Below are 20,379 nucleotides of genomic sequence, written 5' to 3'. Positions count from 1 at the left end.
CAGGAGAAGCAAGCGCGATGCCAGGCCCTGTGCGCGCAAGCCACGGGCGAAGCGCGGCTGGAAGTTCGCCCAGAGGTTTGCCCAGAAGCGCACGCGGACACGAAACCCGCGAGCCGCCATGTGGCCTAGACGAGCACTTGCGCGGGGGCCGACCGGTCGCTGGCGAGCAACGCGGAAAGGCGCCGCAGCGCGGCCTGCAGACGCGTGCGCTCGCCGGTTGCGCCCAACGAGATGCGGATCGCGTTTGCCGTATTCCCGGTCGTGCCGAGGCCCTGCTCGAACGCCGTGGACGGCGCCACAGCGAGGCCTTCGGTGCTCGCGGCCGCCGCGAGTTCGCGTGCCTGCCAGTAGCTCGGCAGCGCGTACCAGAGATGAATGCCCGCGTTCTCGCAGGCCGCCGGCCCGAGCGTCTGCGCCGCCATGCGCTGACGGGCCTGCGCCTCGGCACGCACGCCTTCGAAGATCCGCGCGGCCGTGCCGTCTTCGATCCACTGCAGGGCCAGCGCGTTCGTGAGCGGCGCGGCCATGAGCGAGAAGCTGCGCAGCGCGGCCAGCACGCGTGCGCGCGACGCGGCGTCGGGCAAGGCCAGAAACGCCGTGCGCAGGCCCGGCGAGAGCGTTTTCGAGAGCGTGGAGACGTAGCAGACCTGCGCCGGCGCGAGGCGTGCGAGCGGCGGCGGGGCCTCGGGCGCGAAGCGCCAGTAGGGATCGTCTTCGACAATGCGCAGGCCGCAGCGCGCCGCGACCTCGAGGAGCGCGCGGCGGCGCGTTTCCGGCATGGTCGTGGCGGTGGGATTCTGCAGCGTGGGATTCAGGTACAAGAGGCGCGCGCCGTGCAGGCGGCAGGCGGCTTCGAGTGCGTCGGGCAGCATGCCTTCGGCGTCCGTCGCCACGGTTTCGAGGCGGCGCCCCAGCTGCGCGAGCGCGTGCGGGAGCCCCGGATAGACGAGCGGCTCGCTCAGCACCCGCTCGCCGGGCTCCGTGAACGCGAGGATCAGCGCGGCCAGCGCCGCCTGCGCGCCGGGGCACACGGCCACCTGCGCGGGATCGATCTTGCCGAGCATCGGCTCGAGCCATTTCGCGCCCGCCGCGCAATCGGCCGCGCTGCCGCCGCCGACGTGATAGGTCATCAGCAAGTCGGCGTCGCTGCGCAGCAAGAGGCGCGAGAGACCTTCGCGCAGCAGCGCGTCGGTGTCGATGCCGGCCGGCGGAGGCGGGATGTTCATGCTCAGGTCCACGCGCCGCTCGAGCTCCGCGCGCGGCGCGGCGATGAAGGTGCCGAGCGGTCCGCGCGCCTCGATCAGCGCGCGCCGCCGCGCCTCGTTGAAGCCGCGCGTCACGGTCGTGAGGTCCACGCCGAGGAGTGCCGCGAGCGAGCGCTGCGCGGGCACGCGCTCGCCCGGCGCCAGCATGCCTTCGGCCACGGCGCGCTCGATAAAGTCGACGAGCCGCAGATAGCGCGGCCCGCTGCCGCCCTGGAGTGCCGAAGCCCATGTCTCGGCCCACTCAGGCGCCGTGTTGTCTGGATCGACGGGATCGTTTCGCGTCATTTTGTCGCGGATGTATGCATGATGTCTTACTCTAGCATGCGGACACGAAGCGCGTAAATCCATACATATAGGCTATGTATGGCTATCTGGGCGGCGGTGTCTGGCTGCTGCCATGGCAGCGATGTGAGCATCGTATGGATGGGTTTGCGCGACAAGTCAACCATGGAACCCGACATGCGCACCTTCCACACACGAAGAGGATCGGCCATCGAAGCCGGCCCGCCGTTTCCTCAACCCGAGCGCTCAGGCTCATCCCCACCGCGCACGCGCCGCACTGGCGCGACGCTTGCGCTCTGTGCCGTGCTCGCGCTGCTCGGCGGCTGCAGCTCCGTGCTGCTCGACCCGAAAGGCGACATCGGCGTGCAGGAGAAGAACCTCATCCTGATCGCGCTCGGCCTGATGCTGCTCGTGGTGATCCCCGTGATCGCGCTCACGCTCTGGTTCGCGTGGCGCTATCGCGCGACCAACACGCGCGCGACCTACGCGCCGAAGTGGGCGCATTCGACCGCGATCGAAGTCGTCGTGTGGTCGATTCCCTGTGTGATCGTGCTCACGCTCGGCGTGCTGATCTGGCGCACGACGCACGCGCTCGATCCATACCGGCCGATCGAATCGCAGCAAAAGCCCATTCGTGTGGACGTGGTCGCGCTGAACTGGAAGTGGCTCTTCATCTACCCCGATTACGGCGTGGCTTCGGTGAACCAGCTCGCGATTCCGGTCGACACGCCCGTGTCGTTCCGCCTGACCGCCGACTCGCTGATGAACTCGTTCTTCATCCCGCAGCTCGGCAGCCAGGTCTATGCGATGTCGGGCATGCAGACACAACTGCATCTGATCGCGAACCATCCCGGCACTTACGCGGGCCGCTCGGCGGCATTCAGCGGACCGGGCTTCTCGGACATGCATTTCGACACGCTCGCCACGAGCCGTGCCGACTTCGACGCCTGGATCGCGCGCGCGCAAGCCTCGCCCGCGGTGCTGAGCCGCGGCGCCTACGCGCGGCTCGCGCAGCCGGGCGAGAAGACGCCCGTCACTTTCTATTCGAACGTCGCGCCGGGCCTCTTCGATGGCGTGGTCGGCCAGTACATGCGCGACGTTCACGGCAATCCGATCTGCGGCACGGGCGTGGGCGTGAATAATCCGGCGCTCACCCTCGCTCGTCCCGCCACCCTGGCAGCGGAGTAAACACACATGTTCGGAAAACTCACGCTCGATGCAGTTCCCTGGCACGAGCCGATCATCATGGGCACGGGCGCCGTCGTGGCGCTCGGCGGCCTGGCCTTGCTCGCCGCGATCACCCTCGCGGGGAAGTGGGGCTACCTGTGGCGCGAGTGGATCACCTCGGTGGACCACAAGCGCATCGGCATCATGTACATCGTGCTCGCGATCGTCATGCTGCTGCGCGGCTTCGCCGACGCGATCATGATGCGCGCGCAGCAGGCCGTTGCCTTCAACGACGCGGCGGGCTATCTGCCGCCGCATCACTACGACCAGATCTTCACGGCGCACGGCGTCATCATGATCTTCTTCGTGGCCACGCCGCTCATTCTCGGGCTCATGAACGTGGTCGTGCCGCTGCAGATCGGCGCGCGCGACGTGGCGTATCCGTTCGTGAACTCGCTCTCCTACTGGCTCTCGGTGGTGGGCGCGGTGCTGGTGATGGTCTCGATGTTCGTCGGCGACTTCGCCGCGACGGGCTGGGTTGCGTATCCGCCGCTCTCGGAGCTGGGCTACAGCCCGACCGTCGGTATGGACTACTACATATGGTCGCTGCAGCTCTCCGGGCTCGGCACCACGCTCTCGGGCATCAACTTCATCGTGACCATCCTGCGCATGCGCGCGCCCGGCATGGACCTCATGAAGATGCCGGTGTTCGTGTGGACGGCGCTCATCACCAACATCCTGATCGTCGCGGTGTTCCCGGTGCTCACCGGCACGCTCGCGCTGCTCACGATGGACCGCTATCTCGACATGCATTTCTTCACGAACGAGCTCGGCGGCAACGCGATGATGTACATCAACCTGATCTGGGTGTGGGGCCACCCCGAGGTCTACATCCTGATCCTGCCGGCGTTCGGCGCGTTCTCGGAGATCATCGCGACGTTCTCGGGCAAGCCGCTGTTCGGCTACAAGTCGATGGTGTACGCGACGGCCTCGATCGGCATTCTGTCGTTCTTCGTGTGGCTGCATCACTTCTTCACGATGGGCTCGGGCGCGAACGTCAATGCGTTCTTCGGCATCATGACCACGATCATTTCGATCCCGACCGGCGTGAAGCTGTTCAACTGGCTCTTCACGATGTACCGCGGCCGCATCCGCTATCACAGCGCGACGCTGTGGACCATCGGCTTCATGGTGACCTTCGCCGTGGGCGGCATGACCGGCGTGCTGCTCGCCGTGCCGGGCGCGGACTTCGTGCTGCACAACTCGCTGTTCCTCGTCGCGCACTTCCATAACGTGATCATCGGCGGCGTGGTGTTCGGCTGTCTCGCGGGCGTGAGCTTCTGGTTCCCCAAGGTGTTCGGCTTCACGCTCAACGAGTTCTGGGGCAAGGTGTCGTTCTGGTGCTGGCTGATTGGCTATTGGCTCGCGTTCACGCCGCTCTACATCCTCGGCTTCGAAGGCATGACGCGCCGCATGAATCACTACGCGGTGCCCGGCTGGCATCCGTGGCTCGTGGTGGCGCTCGTGGGCGCGGTGTTCGTGGGTCTCGGCATCCTCGCCTTTATCGTGCAGCTTTATGTGAGCATTCGCGGGCGCGATGCGAGCCGCGACCTCACCGGCGACCCCTGGGACGGCCGCAGCCTCGAATGGTCGACGGCCTCGCCCGCGCCGTTCTACAACTTCGCCGTGCTGCCGGAGATCACCTCGATGGAGCAGCACTGGGACAACAAGGAAGCGGGCCGCGCGTATGTGCAGCCGCGCGCCTACGAAGACATCCACATGCCGCGCAACACGGGCGCGGGCTTCATCATCGCCGCGTTCAGCCTGCTGTTCGGCTTTGCCGCCGTGTGGCACATGTGGCCGTTCGCGGCGGTGGGGCTGGTCGGCATGATCGCCACGTTCATCGTGCGCAGCTACGACCAGGACGTCGATTACTGGGTGCCGGCCGCGGAGGTGGCGCGCATCGAGAACGCGCGCTTCAAACAGCTCGGACTCGCACGCTTCGAACAAGCCGGGCAAGTTGAACAACTCAAGGAGATGGCCTGAACCATGGCTCACGCTGCTACCACTCACGCCCATGGGCACGGCCACGATCACGGTCATGATGAACACGACAGCGGCTCCAAAACCACGCTAGGGTTCTGGATCTATCTGATGAGCGACTGCCTCATCTTCGCGACGCTGTTCGCCACGTTCGGTGTGCTCGCGAATGCGACGGCAGGCGGCCCGGGCGCCAGGCAGCTCTTCGAGTTGCCTTACGTTCTGGGCGAAACGCTGCTGCTGCTCGCGAGCAGCGTCACGTTCGGCATGGCGATGCTGAGCCTCCACGCGCAGCGCCGTGCGCAGGTGATCGTGTGGCTCGCGATCACGTTCGCGTTCGGCGCGGGCTTCGTCGGCATGGAGGTGAACGAGTTCGCGAAGCTCATCGCCGATGGCGCGGGCCCGCATACGAGCGCGTATCTTTCGGCGTACTTCACGCTGGTCGGCACCCACGGCCTGCACGTCACGGCCGGTCTGCTGTGGATCGCGATCATGATGCATCAAACCTGGAAGTTCGGCCTCAACGGCGCGATCCGACGCCGTCTCGCGTGCCTGAGCCTGTTCTGGCACTTCCTGGATCTCGTGTGGATCTGCGTTTTCACCTTTGTTTATCTGCGAGGCATGCTGTGAGTCCAACCAACCTTACGCATTCGAGCGGCCACGACAATTCGCACGGCAGTCTCAAGAGCTACATGATCGGCACGATACTCTCGCTCGTGCTCACGCTCGCGTCGTTCGGCGTGGTGATGCTGCATGCGGTGCCGCCCGGGACCGGGCTCGCGGCCATCGTCGTGCTGTGCGTCGCTCAGCTCGTCGTGCAGCTCGTGTATTTCCTGCATATCGGCGCCTCGCGCAGCCAGCGCGCGAACACCGGCATCTTCGTGTGCACGGCGTTCCTGATCGCGGTGATCGTCGGGCTGTCGCTGTGGGTCATGCACAACGCGAACGTCAACATGATGCCCACGCAAATGAGCATCGAACGCGCGATGGCGCGCGACTGATCCCGTGCACTGAGGCTCGGCCGCACCAGGCCGGCCGGCAACGCGCAGCGCGCGTTGCCGGCATTGGCCCCGGAGCCACCCATCAGCCACTCAAGCCGCCGAGAGAACCCTTGCCTGCCTGCGCATGCCGGCGAAGACCGCCTCGGCCACGTCGAGCGGAAAGTCGCCGGAAAGCTGCGCAGCGACTTCGCCGATCACGCGCTCGGTGTCTCCAGCCACCGATGCCATCATGGCCTCGACCTGCTCGACGGCAAACCCCACGCGCTGCCCCTGGGCGATCCAGTGGCGCGGCAGGATCTGCGCGATGCGGTAGTGCGCGTTGCGTCCGCGCACGGCCATCGCGAGGCTCGCGCGCTGCGCGGGAAGCTGATTGCGCCCGCGCCCGATGATCGGATGCGCCGAGAGCACGTCGTAGAGCGGCGTGGTGGCATACCGGCTGCCGGGATGATGCGCGATGCTGAAGTTCTTGGCATGGCCATCGGTTGCGGCGAGCAGCCAGAAAATCAGTTGGGCCATGAAAAAATGGCGCCGGTCGTCTGCCTGGCGCGAGGAGCCCCCGAGCACGGCCATGACGCTCTCGATGCCGGGGCCGCCGTCGGCTTCGTACTTGTGCAGGCCCGGCGTACCCGTGGCCTGGCACAGGTCCTCCTGCGGCAGGCGCACGATCCAGCGGCCGTTGCGCGCCATGCGCCGGTCGAAGCGCTCCACCACGAGCGCCTTGGTGTCTTCGAATTGTGCGATCTCGCAGGGCGCGATCGGCAGACCGAAAGCGGCGACGATCTTCGCGCAGAGCCATTCGTTCTCGACCGAGGTGCGCATGTCGGCGCGCATGTTGCCGACGAGGCCGAGCGGCAGCTTCAGAATGTGTGTGGTGGGCGTGCTCCCCACGGGCAGCAGCCAGCGGCCGCCGTGCCAGAGCAGGGCGGTCTTTTCCTGCGCGCCGGCAATCGAGAGGCGCAGGTCGTCCACGCTCTCGTGCTCGGCAAACGGCGGTGCGGAGGTGGTGTCGCGCAAGAGCCGCGCAATGGCGGCTTCGGATAGCGGCTTGCCTTCGATACTTTCGAGTCCGACCGGCTCCTCGCCGGCCGGCAGCAGTTGCAGCGCGCCCACACAGTCGCGCCCGAGCACGGCGAGAAGCTCGAAAGGCGTGGTGCCGCCCGTGCGGTAGCGGGCCGCAATGCGGCGCCGGATCCGCTCGCTGTCGGGTAGCAGGTTGTCGAAGTAATCGGTGACGACGGCGCCGCGCAACGGCTGATTGCCGGGCGTGAAGGGCAGCGAAAGCGACAGCGGCCGGCCTTGCTCGTCTTCCGTCCAGCTTTCGAAATACGCAAGACGCTCCACGCCGCGCGCAATCTCCCAGTAGCCAACGGGCAGGCCGTTCATCCACAAGTCGAGACGGTTCGTCTGGCGGGCGCGCGCCATCACCAGTCCTCCCGCTTGCCCGGCTTCGCGCGGATCTTGGGCGCCGTGCTCTTGCCGGTGGCAGAGGAGGTGACGCGCTTTGCGGCGCGATTGGGTGCTGTTTTGGGTGCTGTTTTGGGTGCTGTTTTGGGTGCTGTTTTGGGTGCTGCTTTAGGTGCTGCTGTGGGTGCCTGTTTGGGCGCAGCACGCTTTTTCGCGGCGGCGCTGCGCGTGGCAGGCGCGGCCGCTGCCTTGCGCTTGGGCGGGTTGGCCGGCGCGCCGCGTGCCTTGTCCCCAACGGGGCGGCTTCCCGGGCCTTTGCTCTTCACAGGGCCAGCCGGGGCCGCGGCACTTTTGGCCCGGTTGCCGCGCGCGGTGCTCATCGGGGGGGAAGCCGCCCAGGACAGGCGCATTTCGACCGCGAACAGCCGCAGAACGCGAAACAGCCGGTCGACGCTTGCGGACTCGGGGTGCGCTTCGAAGGCGGCATAGCTTTGCTGGGAAATGCCGAGGCGCTGCGCCACCTTTTCCTGGGTGAGGCCGGCTTGCTTGCGGAATCCCAGCAGCATGGGGCGCAGCTGGCTGACGGTCTTGAGCGAGTAGTCCACGCGAGGCTCCTGCCGCGGTGACGTGGCGAAGGGAAAGGGCGACTCACAGTCTATAGACTGTAAATGCAAAATACAACCTTAAAGCTGTAAATGCAAAATACAGCCTATAGCTTGTATAAACGGATTACAGCTCTCAGGCTGTTTGTGTGGATTACAGCCATCGGGCTGCAGATGCGGCATGTGGGGATTCACTGCGAGGTGTCTGCCCTGTGGCAAACCATTTGAAAAATGAATGATGGACATTCCAACATTTAATTTGCCGATAACGCCGCCGTCCGATATGGTGTTGACATCTATCCCTCATAGGCCCACGCCGCGCAGCGAGCGCAACGCAGACCGGAACGCGTTGAGTGGGTCCTGATTTGCCGAGACACAGTCATGTTCGATCGCGTATTCGTCAACGCCGTGGGCGCTGACGGCCAGTCCCTGAATCTCACCGTACGCGACGGACGCCTGGTCACCCTCGGCACCGGGCGCCCCGAGACCGGCGGCGCCGAAGTCATCGACCTCCAGGGGCACCTCGTGCTGCCGGGCTTCGTCGACGGCCACATCCACCTCGACAAGAGCTTCGTCGGCGACCGCTGGCGCCCCCATCGCGTCGCGGCGACGCTGCGCGAGCGCCTCGCCGACGAAAAAGCAGCACTGGCCAGCGCGGCGCCCATTGCCGCGCGCGCCGACGCGCTGATCCGCCAGGCGGCCTCGTTCGGCACCATGGCCATGCGCAGCCATGTCGACGTGGACGCCACGACCGGCCTGACCCACCTCCACGCCGTGCTGGAAGCGCGCGAAAAATGGCGCGGCATCATGGACATCGAGCTGGTTGCCTTCCCGCAGGCCGGCGTCGTGTCGTGCCCCGGCACCGCCGAGGTGCTCGACGCGGCCGCGCGCGAAGGCGCCGACGTCGTGGGCGGCATCGACCCGACCACGCTCGACGGCGATGCCGAGGGCCAACTCGATATCGTCTTCGGCATTGCGCAAAAGCGCGGTGTCAAGATCGACATTCATCTGCACGAACCCGGCGAGCAAGGCACCGAGCAGCTGCATCGCATCGCGGCACGCACTCAGGCAGCCGGCCTGCAGGGCCGGGTGGCCGTGAGCCACGCCTATGCGCTCGGCGACGTCGGTCCGGACGCGGTGGCGCGCATCGCCGACGCGCTTGCCGCGGCCGGCGTGTCGATCATGACGAATGCCCCCGGCGACCGCGCCTTTCCGCCGATTCTCCAGCTGCGCGCGGCCGGCGTGCGCGTGTTCAGCGGCAACGACAACATTCAGGACGCCTGGTGGCCGTACGGCAACGGCGACATGCTGCAGCGCGCCATGCTGCTCGGCTACCGCTCCGGCTTCTATACCGACGAAGCGCTGCTGGTCGCGCTGGACATGGCGACCGAAGCCGGCGCGGCCGTGATCGGCAAGCGCGACTACGGCCTGAAGCCGGGTAACGAGGCCTCGTTCCTGATCTTCAAGGCACCGAACGCAGCGGCTGCCGTTGCGGCCGCGCCCGCCGAACGCGTCATCGTTCGCCGCGGGCAATTCTGGGGCGACACCGCCCGCATGAGCTTCGAACCCGCGCTGGCCGCATCCGGGCAGCGCGGCTAACTATCCCGAGCGCCTTCGCGCGCGCGATGTCCGCGCGCGGCCTCGCCTTTGAAGTTGTGACATCAAATCCTCACGGAGCGTCAAGCATGTCATCCAGTTCTTACTATGCGCCGAAAGGTGGCCATCCGGCCCAGACCGAATTGCTGACCGATCGCGCAATGTTCACCGAAGCGTATGCGGTCATTCCGAAAGGCGTCATTCGCGACATCGTCACGAGCTACCTGCCGTTCTGGGACAAGACCCGCCTGTGGGTGCTCGCGCGTCCGCTGACCGGCTTCGCCGAAACGTTCTCGCAGTACATCGTGGAAGTGAGCCCGGGCGGCGGCAGCGATCGTCCCGAACTCGACGATCTCGCTGAAGGCGTGATCTTCGTGGTCGACGGCGAGCTCGAGCTCAAGCTCAACGGCGTCGAGCACAAGCTCGTGCCGGGCGGCTACGCTTTCATTCCGCCGCGCACGAACTGGACGCTGCACAACCGCAGCGGCAACATCGCAAGCTTCCACTGGCTGCGCAAGCACTACGAAGCGGTTGACGGCGTGCCGATGCCCGAAGCGTTCGTCACGAACGAGCAGGACATCGAGCCGATCCCGATGCCCGGCACCGAAGGCCGTTGGGTCACGACGCGATTCGTCGACATGAGCGACATGCGCCACGACATGCACGTGAACATCGTCACGTTCGAGCCGGGCGGCGTGATTCCGTTCGCGGAAACGCACGTGATGGAGCACGGCCTCTATGTGCTCGAAGGCAAGGCCGTCTACCGCCTGAACCAGGATTGGGTGGAAGTCGAAGCCGGCGACTTCATGTGGCTGCGCGCGTTCTGCCCGCAGGCCTGCTATGCGGGCGGACCGTCGCGCTTCCGTTACCTGCTGTACAAGGATGTGAACCGCACGGTGAAGCTCACGCTCGGCCAACAGCCGAAGCGCACGGCTTAATAGCGGCTACCCCGCCACAGCGTCGCCGGCATTTCCAGCAGGTGACGCAGGCCGCTGCGCTCGAGCATGCGCTGCGCAGCGGCCTCTACCCGTTCCAGAATCTGCGCTTCATCCACCGACAGCACGCGGTAGTCCTCCATCAGGATCCGGCCGCCCACCATCGTCATGCACACGTCCGCGGCATTCGCGAAGCACGTGACGCGATAGACAGGCATGTTCATCGGCATCAGATGCGGCTTGAACAGGTCGACGAGGATGATGTCGGCCAGCTTGCCCGCCTCGAGCGAACCGATTTCCCCATTGAGCGACAACGCCTTCGCAGCGTCGATCGTGACCATCTCCAGCACCTTGCCATGCGGCAGCACGTCCGGATCGCGGAAGTGCCGACGGTGGTAGTGCATGCACTGCCACATGTGGCGGAACATGTCGTAGCCACGGTCGGGCGCGGCGGCGTCCGAGCCGATCGCCACCGTGACGCCCGCATCGATCAGCTCCGGCACGGGGCAGCGCCCGATGATCGACATGATCGCGCTCGGGTTGTGCACGATCGAGGCGCCCGATTCCACGCATGCGGCAATGTCCGCTTCGGTGAGGTCGATCGCGTGGGACATGAACGACTTCGCATTCATGAGCCCCAGCTCGCGGTGCGCGAACGCCAGCGTGCCGGCACGATGACCGTCCTGCGTGAAGCTCAGCGCGCGCGACTGCGCCAGCGCCATGTAGCGGGCCGCCTCGTGGCGCGCCACGTCTTCCCATTGCGCCTGCGCCGGGTAATGCTGCGGCGCAAAGACGGGCAGTGTCAGCGCGATATGGATACGCCCGTTTGCGTCGCCGTGGCAGGTGTCGACGATCGCTTTGCACACTTCGTACATCTGATCGAAATCGACGTCGCGCGTCGTGCTGCCGTTTGAATCGTGGCGCGTATAGGCACGGGGCGAGGGGGGCCGCGAAGGACCGACCGCGACCATCGAACGCGTGCCCGTTTTCACCACGGCGTCGCAATGGCGCCGCGCGTAGACGGGATCGTCCACACGCATGATCGAATCGCCGCCGCCGAGCAGCGAGACGCCCGTCGTCACGCCGGCCTTCAGGCGTTCGAGCGCGGCGAGATGCGATTCCGTCTCCCAGAAGTCTTCGTCCGATGCCTGCGTATAGATGGCCTCGCAGGCGTCGGTCCACGCGTCGCCATCCGCGCCGCCGATGGTGCGCAGCATCGCGTGGCCCGCGTGCGCGTGCGCGTCGATGAAGCCCGGCAGCACGGCTTTGCGGCGCGCGTCGATCGTACGTTATGCAGAATACTTTGCGTTGAGCTCGTCTGTCTTGCCGACCGCGACGATGCGATCGCCCTTGACCGCTACCGCGCCGTCGTCGATCACGCGGCGCGCAGGGTCGAGCGTGATCACGCAGCCGTGCGCGATCAGCACGTCAACGCGTTCCCGATTGTCCATGTCCATGCTCTTTCGTATGCTTTTTCGTGAGTCAGCCGGCACGTTACAGGCCGTGAGTGAGCACGCCATCACGCGCGACGATGCGCCCGTTCGCCACCACCAGCTTGCGCGCCGGCCGCGCGACCACCGCGTGCGCGACCGTTTGGGCGTCCACCAGCACGAGGTCGGCGCGCGCGCCGGCCCGCAGGCCGTAATCGGCGAAGCCGCAGCCGCTCGCGGCCGCCGCGCTCACACAATCGAACGCGACCGCCAGATCATCGTCGCGCCGCAGGTCGTAGCGCATGCCGATCAGCATCGCGCGCTCGAGCATGTCCGGCACGCCGTAAGGCGACCACGTATCGCGTATGCCGTCGTTGCCGCCGAAGATCGTGATGCCCAGCTCGCGGCAGCGCTTGAGCGGCGGCACGGTGCGCGAGGGCGGAGCGCTCGTCAGCAGCGCCACGCGCAGGCGCGCGACGCGCTCGAGCAGCGCCGTGGGTTCGGGCAGCGCGCCCAGGCAGAAGGCATGGCTCACCACGACCCGTCCCTGCATGCCCATGGCTTCGACGCGATCGAGCAGCAGCTTCAGCGTGAACGCGCCAATCTCGCCCGGTTCGTGCAGATGGATGTCGATGGGTTTGCCATGACGCTCGGCCAGCGCGAAGGTGGCGTCGAGCGACCCCACCGGATCGCCGTCGATCAAGGCGGGATCGAGCGCGCCGAGCACGTCTGCGCCGGCGGCGAGCGCGTTGCCGAGCAGTTCGTCGGTGCCGGGACGAATCAGCATGCCCGACTGCGGAAAGGCGACGATCTGCATGTCGAGCACATCGGCCAGCGTGTCGCGCGTGTCGAGCACGCCTTCGAGGTAGCGCAGGCCCGCATCGGTGTCCACGTCGACGTGCGTGCGCAAGCGCGTCGTGCCGGCTGCCAGGAACGCGCGCGACAGCGCGAGCGATTGCTCGCCGGCATCGTGCCCGCCGTTTTTGCGAAATTCACGTTCGTTCGCGATGCGGTCGGTGAGATTCGGTCCGACTTCGTTGACATACCAGTCGCGGCCCCAATGAGTCTTGTCGAGGTGCGTGTGCCCTTCGACGAAGCCCGGCAGCAGCAGCGCGCCGCCGCCGTCTTCGACGATGGCATCGGGCGGCGCCGCTACGTTCGGACCGATCGCTTCGATGCGCGCGCCGACGACCGAGACGGACACCGGCTGGCCATGATGACCATCGGGCAAACGAACATTGGAAAGCAGGAGAGGGCGGTTAGCAGAAGTCATGCCGATTCCACGGTAGTGGCCATGGGGCCTCGCAGTGCGCGTTGCGCGGCGCTGATGAGGACGAACACCAGCGCATTGGCGAACAACGCGACGAGGCCCGTGTTAATGGAAGTGAAAGCGAGCGGCGCGCCGGGGAAAACCGAGGCGAGCGTCATGCCTCGCCAGTTTGCCAGCGCGAGCACGATCGCGCCTGCGAAGATGCCGCCGAACGCGGCTTCACGCGTGCCGAATGGGCGCTTCAGGAAGCTCGAGGCGAGCATCGGCACGAGCTGCGTAAGCAGGCTCGACGAGAAGATCGCGAGCGAGACGAAGGTTGCGCCGCCGCGCAGCACGAAGTACACGACGACGAGCGTGAAGAGGGGCAGCGCGATGCGCGCGACGCGGGCGACCTGGCGGTCGCTCGCCTGCGGGGCGAAGCCTTCGCGATAGATGTTGCGGGCGATCGTCGTCGACGCATTGAGCATGATGAGCGAGCCCGGCACGAGTGCGGTGAGCAGGCCCGCACCGCCGACGATGCCGACGAACCACGACGGGAAGGTCTGCTTGACGAGCCGCAGCAGCGCGAGATCGGTCTGCGCGCCTTCGAGCCCGTGCACAGTCAGGACTGCCGCGAATCCCACCATGAACAGGAAGGCGATCAGCACCTGATAGATGGGCATCAGCACGGTGTTCTTGCGCAGCGCAGCGGCGTCGCGCGCGACGTAGGTCGCGGTGAATCCATGCGGATAGAGGTAATAGCCGAGCGACGTGAGCAGCAGCGTCGAGTTGTACCAGCTCAGGTTGTAGCCGTGCTCGGGCATGCGCAGCAGCTCGGGATGCACGGCGTTGATGCGCGCGAACATCTCGCCGTAGCCGCCGAAATAATGGATCGGCAAATACGTGCCGAGGAAGATCGCGAGGGCAAGAATCAGCACGTCCTTGAAGATCGCGATGCTCGCCGAGCCGTGAATGCCGGAGACGCTCATGTAGAGCACCATCAGCGTCGCGCTGATCCAGATAGCGGTGTTCTCCGCAATCAGGCCATACGACATCTCGGAGACGATAATGCCGAGTCCGCGCAACTGGATGATCAGCAGCGACACCATCGCGAAGACGGCCACGACCGAGACCAGCACGCCGACCGCGCGGCTTTCGTACTTTGCCGCGAAATAATCGGCGAACGAGACGAGCCCGCGCTCCTTCGCAAAGCGCCAGATGGCGGGCAGCATCCAGTAGCCGAACATATAGGCCAGACAGCCATATGAAAGGATGTAGAACGCGGGCACACCCTTGCTGTAGGTCCAGCCGCTCGCGCCGAGAAACGTGAACGTCGAAAAAGCCTCGCCGGCCATCAGCAGGAACGTGAGGAGCGAGCCGAAGCCACGGCCGCCGACGGCCCACTGCTCGAGGCTCAGCTTTTTGCCGCGCCGCGCGCGCAGCCCGATGAAGAGCGAGAAAAGCGCGAACAGGACAATGATGATGAGCGCCGGATTCATTGTTCGCCTCCCGTCTGCTCGCGCGCGCGCGCGGCTTCGTCGCGGCTGTCGAGGCAATAGATGAAGGCGAGGATGGCGGCCGTCCCCGCCATCCAGATCAAGTTCCAGACCAGCAGGAAGGGCACGCCGAACAGCATCGGTATATGGGTTGCGAGCGAGCCGCCCGAATAAATGCCAACGAAAGGCAGCGCGGCCAGCAGAACGCGAAGGTTCACTGCCGATTTCGTGCGCGCTGGCCTGCTCAACTGCGTTTGCGCCATTCCTGTCTCCAGACTGCTATATGTATGTACTGATCGCGGCATTCAGCCGGATCGAAACGTTCAAATGTTAGCGATTGCGCACGCCATTCAAAAGTTAAATGTTTGAATGCACATCAGTGAAAAATCGAATATGTCCGGGATACCCTCGGGGCGTTGCGCGGCGCCGCCGCTGCGCAGGAAACGCGGGACAGGGCGGCACACGATTGCCAGCCACGGTGCCGCGTGATAGAAGGCGGTATCTCATTCGAAAATCAAATGGTCCGATGAAAAACACCATCAGAGGGCATCGGCCGCTATTCGATCTGGACTTGCTCAAAGCGATCGTCATGGTGGCGGACTGCGGCACGTTCACGGCGGCATCGGCGCGGCTGCATTCGACGCAGTCGACGGTGAGCCAGAAAGTGAAGCGTCTGGAGGACATGGCGGGGCACAAGCTGCTCGAGCGCGGCGCCCGCGACGTGCGTCCGACCGATGCGGGCGAGACGCTGCTGGCCTACGCGCGGCGGATGCTGGCGCTCAACGACGAGATGATCGAGTCGTTGGCGGGGGCGGCCGTGGGCTTGACGGTGCGCCTGGGTGTGCCGGAGGACTTCGTCGGCGGGCCGACCACCCATATGCTCGCGGCGTTCAATCGCAAGCATCCGCAGGTGAAGCTCGAAGTCACGAGCGGCCTGAGCCGCGACATCGCCAGCAGCTACGACCGCGGCGACCTCGACCTCGCGCTCGTGAAGCACCGGCGCAACAGCCGCGAGGCGGTGGCCAGCTGGCCCGAGCAACTGCGCTGGATCGACAGCGCGAAGAATCCGTCGTTTCAGCTCGACCCGATACCGCTGGTTGCGTTCCCGCCGCGCGGCCTCTATCGCGACGACATGACGAACGCGATCGAAGGGCTCGGGCGCCGCTGGCGCCTGAGCTTCATCAGCTCGAGTCTGAGCGGCATCCAGGCAGCCGTGGCCGACGGGCTCGGCATCAGCCTGCTGCCGGCGCGCTCGGTCACGGCCGACCACGTCGTGCTCACGCAGAAGAGCGGGCTGCCTTCGGTCGAGACCATGGATATCGCGCTGCTGCACCGGCCGACCGCCGACACGGTCGTGAAGGAGCTGGCGCGGGCGATGTCACGGATGATCGGCAAGCCGCGGCGCTGATGGCCCGCCATTTGCCGAGTCACGATTCCCGGCGCCGCGCACGAATGTGCCGCGCGGCGCAGTTTTTGTTCTCTAACCGGAGCTGATGCCATGCCGCGCTTCGCCGCGAATCTCAGCATGATGTACAACGAGCACCCGTTCCTCGACCGCTTCGCCGCTTCCGCTCGTGACGGCTTTCGCGCAGTCGAGTACCTCTTTCCGTATGAGCACCCGGCTGCCGGAATACGCTCGCGCCTCGACGCCAGCGGCCTCGTGCAGGCGCTCTTCAATGCGCCGCCCGGCGACTGGGCCGCGGGCGAACGCGGGATGGCCGCGTTGCCCGGCCGCGAAGACGAGTTCCGCCGCTCGATCGAGACCGCGCTCGACTACGCGCGCACGATCGGCAACGACAAGCTGCACGTGATGGCGGGCTTGATCCGCGCGGACGGCGATCGCGCGCGGCACCGCGAGACCTATTTGCGCAATCTCGCGTGGGCGGCTGAAGCCGCGCGCGGCGACGGCATCCAGATCCTGGTCGAGCCGATCAATCAGCGCGACATGCCCGGATACTTCCTCAGCCGCCAGGACGACGCCCAGGCCATCTGCCGCGAAGTGGGCGCGCCGAACCTGCGCGTGCAGTTCGACTGCTACCACTGCCAGATCGTCGAAGGGGACCTCGCGATGAAGCTCAAACGCGACATCGCCGGCATCGGCCATATCCAGATTGCGGGCGTGCCGGAACGGCACGAGCCGGATCTGGGCGAACTCAACTATCCGTATCTGTTTGAGCTGATCGATTCGCTTGGCTATGACGGCTGGATCGGCTGCGAATACCGGCCGAAGGCGGCCACCTCCGATGGGCTGGGCTGGCTGCGTCCGTACCTGCAAACGCAGCAACCGCAGTGATCGACTTTGCCTCGAGACGGCATGTAAAGCGCGCGGGTCAGCGCAAGAGAATCAGGTGCGGCACGGCATCGGCGCCGCACCAGACGATCGCGTTCTGCCCGTGCTTTTCGCCTAACGCCTTCGCGGCGTCGAGCGTCACGCCCAACACGAGAAAGCTGGCTTCGCCGGGCCACTGATTCGACGGATGTTGTCCGACGCCCTCGATGCAGGCGAGGCCGAGCACCTCGAGTTCACGCGCGAGCGCCACTTGCCGGGCAGCATTGGCTTGGGGGTCGAGGCGCTGACTGAACGGATTGCAGGCGGTAATGAACGCGCTACAGTCAACATGGCGGGCGTCATGCAGTGTGGCAAGCGCCGGATTGAATTGACCGATCTGCAGCGTTACCGGCATCTCGCCCAATACCTCGTAGTGCGTCTCGAGGTACGTCTGGATCGTGTCGCGCGCAATGCTTGAATCTGAAACCACAAAAACCTCCGTCTATTGCGACCCGCCTTGCCCGAGAAGGCTCTCAAGAATACGCAGCAGGTGCCCTCAAGCGCAGCGCATTGGCTGCAGGCCCCATCGCTCGGCGGCCATCCCTCAGGGCATGGTGGCGACTGCAAGGATCGCTTTCACCGCCTCGTCCTCGATGCCCTTGATATCCGAAGGGAATCGGTTGCGCTGAGGGATCAATACCAGTAGTCCTTCAATTTGCCCCGTTATGAGCGCGGCCCGGCGCGCCAGCACGAGCGGTGGCAGTTGAGGGTTCACGTCGGCAACGAATCCACTAATCATGCGGCGCTGGAACATGTACCCTTCCTCCATACTCTTGCGTGCGAATTCCTGCGTTTGAGCCAGCGCCCAAAAATTCACAAAGAGGCCTTGGGTTCGAGGTTGTTTGCCGTCTTCAATCAGCAAGCGGACAAGCTTCTCCAGTCGCGCTTCGGGGGACAGCGACGAGTCGGTGCGAAGGCTGTCATAGTTCCTCGAATACTCCGCGATGGTCTCGGTAATGATCGCCGCAAACAGGTCTTCGCGGGTGGGGAAGTAATGCTGCAAATTGGATAGCGCCAGACCCGCATTGGCGGCCACCTTGCGCATGCTTAGCCCGCCGTAGCCCTCGGCCACGAAAATCTCGATCGCGCTGGCAAGGATGCGAGCGACGGTGTTGCGGCCGCGCCCCGTGAGCGAACGACTCGTGTCGCCGGTTTGAGGTTCCACAGGCGCGTCCAGGCGTCGATCGGCCAGTGCATCCTGGTGGCCATTTTTCTTGCCACTTTCGTCTGTCGTCGGTTTCGCGGCCATGAGGTTAGCTTCCCAAGTCGAGCAGTGAGCATCATGCTCAAGCTTGTAGTGATGCATTGTCGGTCAGATGACCTCATTCTGGCAAGCGGCTGCATTGCGTTCCGGGCACCCAAAAGGTCATCTGCACGCCCCCGTTTTGCCGAAGAAAGCTCAATCTTAGGTCGCAAGACCTAGATAATCGAATCTGGAGGTGTGGCAGGAAAGCTGATGCTCCGAGCCGCTCGCTCAAGGATTTATTGAGCTTCAGGCAGTACCTTCACATTGTCTTTAACCAACAAATTCAAGTGTTTATACCGCTCCCCGAGATACCGGGCGCTACGCCATCGCAACGAGATGAGGGTTTAACCTTAGTTGCGGCCCAAAACGCCGATGTGTATAACGCCAACTAGGTCAAATGACATAGTTACGGTGAATGAGATGAAAGAAGATCAGTCGGTAAAAGTAGGGCGGCGTACCTTCATGCGGGGCGCAGGATCCGCGCTGGCAGCGACCGCTTTGGCCAGCTCGGCCCTGGCGAAAGGCGGGCGCGCGTTGGCCGCCGAGCGCCCGTCGCTCCCGGGGCCGGAGTCGAAGTCCGTCGCATCGGGTGCGCAATATGACGTGATCGTTATCGGCGGAGGATTTGCTGGCCTCACCGCCGCGCGCGATTGCGCGTTGCGCGGCATGAAAACGCTGTTAGTGGAGGCACGTGCGCGCATCGGCGGCCGGACGTTTACGTCGTCGTTTGGGGGACATCGCCTCGAAATGGGCGGCACCTGGATTCACTGGAGCCAGCCCCATGTCTGGGATGAGATGACGCGGTATGGAATGGGTATCGTCGACGGCCCGGGCGCGAGTCTGGAGCACGTGTCCTGGCTCTCTGGAGGCAAGATCAAGAGCGGCGATGCGGAAAAAGTGTTCCCCATGCTGGCCGATGCCATGGCGAAATTCTGTGACGTCGATGGCTACGGCGGACGACTGGTCTTTCCACGACCGCACGACCCGCTCTTCCACGCAGACGAGGTTCGAAAGTATGACGGCCTGTCTTTGCAGGACCGACTGGCGGCCGTGGGCTTCAAGCAGGAAGTCCATGATCTGATCTCGCCTCAGTTGACCACCCTTTGCCATCGCGATCCCGCATCTGCGGGACTGGCCGATCAACTGAAACTTTGGGCGCTTTCGGAATTCGACTTGGGACTGCTGTTCGAGAGGGTGAACAAATACCGGATCGAGCAAGGGACTTCAGGTTTGGCGAATGCGATGGCCGCGGACGGTGGGGCGGACGTGATGCTTTCCACACCGGTCGCGCGGGTCGAGCAGGCGGGCGGGAAGGTGAGCGTCACCACCGCATCGGGCGCCCACTACTCGGCCGGCGCAGTGATCTGTACCGTTCCGGCGAACGTACTGAAGAGCATCGATTTCAGGCCGGGACTGAATCCGGCCAAGCTGGCTGCGTCCAAAGCCGGGGTCGCGGGGCAGGGGACCAAGTGCTACATCCACATCAAGCAAAAGATCGGCAAATGGATGGGATGTGGCGCATTCCCTAACCCAATCGCGGTGACCTGGACTGAGCAGGAGCGCGACGACGGCACGCTGCTCGTATCGTTCGGTCCTCCGGGACGGTTGGACATCAACGACGAAGAAGCGGTCCAGACGGCGCTTCGGCAGATTCTGCCCGGTGCCGATGTCGTGGCGACGACCGGATATCAATGGACCGCCGATCCCTGGTCCCAGGGCACGTGGTGTTATTACCGGCCCGGTCAACTAACCCGCGATATGGAGCCGTTGCGTCAGCGCGAAGGCGCGGTTTTCTTCGCAAGCGCGGACAGCGCGAGTGGCTGGACCGGCACCATTGATGGCGCCATTGAGCGCGGGACACGCGTGGCCCAGGACGTCAAAGCTTTCCTGAACCGGAAATAAATCATGAATCGCAAGACTTCCATGATTGCGGTGGCATTCACACTCCACGCAATACACGCAAACGCCGCTGCAACGGAAAACTGCTCCCCGACGATTGGGGAACACGTCTTCGAAACGAAGTGCGCCATGTGTCATTCGGTGGATAAAACAAAAGGAACCCTCGTTGGGCCGAATCTTGCTGGCGTGTTCGGTCGAGCCATCGGGAAGCTTCCGGGATTTGCGTATAGCAGCGTACTTGCGCAATCGACCGGCAAATGGGACGAAAAGGAACTCGACGTCTTTCTCAAGTCGCCTTCCGCGGCCAAGCCCGGGACGGCTATGCCGTTCACGGGGATCAAGAACGACGCGGATCGCGCATCGACGATTTGCTACCTGCAACAACAGCGTTGAATCTGCGTTCCATATATCGGCACATTCATCGCCTCCGTTCTTGCC

At 64.9% G+C, this 20,379-nt stretch carries 20 protein-coding genes; 10 read left to right on the top strand and 10 right to left on the bottom strand.

Going from position 1 to position 20,379, the window contains the following annotated elements:
• Window positions 1-125: 125 nt before the first annotated feature.
• Window positions 126-1,550: an aminotransferase-like domain-containing protein gene (locus tag BO1_RS24250; RefSeq protein ID WP_028219768.1), complete on the bottom strand. Its 1,425-nt coding sequence runs from the start codon at window positions 1,548-1,550 to the stop codon at window positions 126-128.
• A gap of 162 nt (window positions 1,551-1,712) precedes the next feature.
• On the opposite strand from BO1_RS24250, the gene cyoA reads away from it, so the two are divergent.
• From cyoA to cyoD, 4 genes are read left to right on the top strand one after another with little or no spacing between them, the layout of a single operon-like run.
• Window positions 1,713-2,735 carry a ubiquinol oxidase subunit II gene (gene cyoA / locus BO1_RS52525; protein WP_245643894.1) on the top strand — a complete coding sequence of 341 codons (1,023 nt, stop codon included), beginning with the start codon at window positions 1,713-1,715 and terminating at the stop codon, window positions 2,733-2,735.
• A 6-nt stretch (window positions 2,736-2,741) separates the two neighbouring features.
• Window positions 2,742-4,760 (top strand): cytochrome o ubiquinol oxidase subunit I, encoded by a 2,019-nt coding sequence (cyoB, locus tag BO1_RS24235; RefSeq protein WP_028219767.1) that lies wholly within the window; start codon window positions 2,742-2,744, stop codon window positions 4,758-4,760.
• Window positions 4,761-4,763: 3 nt separating this feature from the next.
• A complete protein-coding gene (cyoC, locus tag BO1_RS24230) occupies window positions 4,764-5,384 on the top strand; it encodes a cytochrome o ubiquinol oxidase subunit III (protein ID WP_028219766.1) in 621 nt (206 codons plus the stop codon).
• Window positions 5,381-5,755 carry a cytochrome o ubiquinol oxidase subunit IV gene (gene cyoD / locus BO1_RS24225; RefSeq protein WP_028219765.1) on the top strand — a complete coding sequence of 125 codons (375 nt, stop codon included), beginning with the start codon at window positions 5,381-5,383 and terminating at the stop codon, window positions 5,753-5,755. Before cyoC ends, cyoD begins: the two co-directional genes overlap by 4 nt.
• Before the next feature lie 90 nt (window positions 5,756-5,845).
• On the opposite strand, the gene BO1_RS24220 is transcribed toward cyoD, so the two are convergent.
• Both BO1_RS24220 and BO1_RS61310 read right to left on the bottom strand, forming a co-directional pair.
• Complete coding sequence (locus tag BO1_RS24220; RefSeq protein ID WP_028219764.1) at window positions 5,846-7,180, bottom strand: type II toxin-antitoxin system HipA family toxin; 1,335 nt, start codon at window positions 7,178-7,180, stop codon at window positions 5,846-5,848.
• Window positions 7,177-7,764 (bottom strand): helix-turn-helix domain-containing protein, encoded by a 588-nt coding sequence (locus BO1_RS61310; RefSeq protein WP_052409581.1) that lies wholly within the window; start codon window positions 7,762-7,764, stop codon window positions 7,177-7,179. Before BO1_RS61310 ends, BO1_RS24220 begins: the two co-directional genes overlap by 4 nt.
• Window positions 7,765-8,142: 378 nt before the next feature.
• On the opposite strand from BO1_RS61310, the gene BO1_RS24210 reads away from it, so the two are divergent.
• A complete protein-coding gene (locus BO1_RS24210; protein ID WP_028219763.1) occupies window positions 8,143-9,360 on the top strand; it encodes an amidohydrolase family protein in 1,218 nt (405 codons plus the stop codon).
• A gap of 86 nt (window positions 9,361-9,446) precedes the next feature.
• A complete protein-coding gene (locus BO1_RS24205) occupies window positions 9,447-10,295 on the top strand; it encodes a bifunctional allantoicase/(S)-ureidoglycine aminohydrolase (protein ID WP_028219762.1) in 849 nt (282 codons plus the stop codon).
• Here the strand turns inward: BO1_RS24205 and BO1_RS52515 are convergent.
• The 5 genes from BO1_RS52515 to BO1_RS24185 are packed head-to-tail and all read right to left on the bottom strand — an operon-like array spanning window position 10,292 to window position 14,685.
• Window positions 10,292-11,554, bottom strand: coding sequence for an amidohydrolase family protein (locus BO1_RS52515; protein WP_245643893.1), 1,263 nt, complete (start codon window positions 11,552-11,554; stop codon window positions 10,292-10,294). The genes BO1_RS24205 and BO1_RS52515 overlap by 4 nt on opposite strands.
• A 27-nt stretch (window positions 11,555-11,581) precedes the next feature.
• A complete protein-coding gene (locus BO1_RS61305) occupies window positions 11,582-11,743 on the bottom strand; it encodes an imidazolonepropionase-like domain-containing protein (protein WP_245643892.1) in 162 nt (53 codons plus the stop codon).
• A gap of 43 nt (window positions 11,744-11,786) precedes the next feature.
• On the bottom strand, window positions 11,787-12,995 hold the full coding sequence (locus BO1_RS24195; RefSeq protein WP_028219761.1) for an amidohydrolase family protein: 1,209 nt from the start codon (window positions 12,993-12,995) through the stop codon (window positions 11,787-11,789).
• Window positions 12,992-14,470 carry a sodium:solute symporter family protein gene (locus BO1_RS24190; protein ID WP_028219760.1) on the bottom strand — a complete coding sequence of 493 codons (1,479 nt, stop codon included), beginning with the start codon at window positions 14,468-14,470 and terminating at the stop codon, window positions 12,992-12,994. Before BO1_RS24190 ends, BO1_RS24195 begins: the two co-directional genes overlap by 4 nt.
• On the bottom strand, window positions 14,467-14,685 hold the full coding sequence (locus BO1_RS24185; protein WP_028219759.1) for a DUF3311 domain-containing protein: 219 nt from the start codon (window positions 14,683-14,685) through the stop codon (window positions 14,467-14,469). The genes BO1_RS24190 and BO1_RS24185 overlap by 4 nt, the downstream gene beginning before the upstream one ends.
• 308 nt (window positions 14,686-14,993) lie before the next feature.
• On the opposite strand from BO1_RS24185, the gene BO1_RS24180 reads away from it, so the two are divergent.
• Together BO1_RS24180 and otnI are read left to right on the top strand one after the other, a co-directional pair.
• Window positions 14,994-15,875 carry a LysR family transcriptional regulator gene (locus BO1_RS24180; protein ID WP_028219758.1) on the top strand — a complete coding sequence of 294 codons (882 nt, stop codon included), beginning with the start codon at window positions 14,994-14,996 and terminating at the stop codon, window positions 15,873-15,875.
• A 90-nt stretch (window positions 15,876-15,965) separates the two neighbouring features.
• Window positions 15,966-16,760, top strand: coding sequence for a 2-oxo-tetronate isomerase (gene otnI / locus BO1_RS24175; RefSeq protein WP_028219757.1), 795 nt, complete (start codon window positions 15,966-15,968; stop codon window positions 16,758-16,760).
• Between the two features lie 37 nt (window positions 16,761-16,797).
• Here otnI and BO1_RS24170 read toward each other — a convergent pair whose 3' ends face one another.
• Together BO1_RS24170 and BO1_RS56500 are read right to left on the bottom strand one after the other, a co-directional pair.
• Window positions 16,798-17,226 carry a DUF3293 domain-containing protein gene (locus BO1_RS24170; RefSeq protein WP_028219756.1) on the bottom strand — a complete coding sequence of 143 codons (429 nt, stop codon included), beginning with the start codon at window positions 17,224-17,226 and terminating at the stop codon, window positions 16,798-16,800.
• Between the two features lie 114 nt (window positions 17,227-17,340).
• The gene (locus tag BO1_RS56500; RefSeq protein ID WP_167338382.1) at window positions 17,341-18,045 is read right to left on the bottom strand and encodes a TetR/AcrR family transcriptional regulator; all 705 of its coding nucleotides are present in this window, start codon (window positions 18,043-18,045) and stop codon (window positions 17,341-17,343) included.
• 417 nt (window positions 18,046-18,462) lie between these two features.
• Between BO1_RS56500 and BO1_RS52505 the strand changes: the two genes are divergently transcribed.
• Entirely contained in the window at window positions 18,463-19,944 is a 1,482-nt protein-coding gene (locus tag BO1_RS52505) for a flavin monoamine oxidase family protein (RefSeq protein ID WP_052409579.1), read from the top strand.
• A gap of 3 nt (window positions 19,945-19,947) precedes the next feature.
• Complete coding sequence (locus BO1_RS56935; RefSeq protein ID WP_063744705.1) at window positions 19,948-20,334, top strand: c-type cytochrome; 387 nt, start codon at window positions 19,948-19,950, stop codon at window positions 20,332-20,334.
• Window positions 20,335-20,379 lie beyond the last annotated feature (45 nt).

It is taken from the genome of Paraburkholderia oxyphila NBRC 105797 (assembly GCF_000685075.1).
Lineage (GTDB): Bacteria > Pseudomonadota > Gammaproteobacteria > Burkholderiales > Burkholderiaceae > Paraburkholderia > Paraburkholderia oxyphila.
The sequence above is the reverse complement of the archived record's forward strand: the minus strand, read 5'-3'. Positions and strand labels throughout refer to the sequence as shown.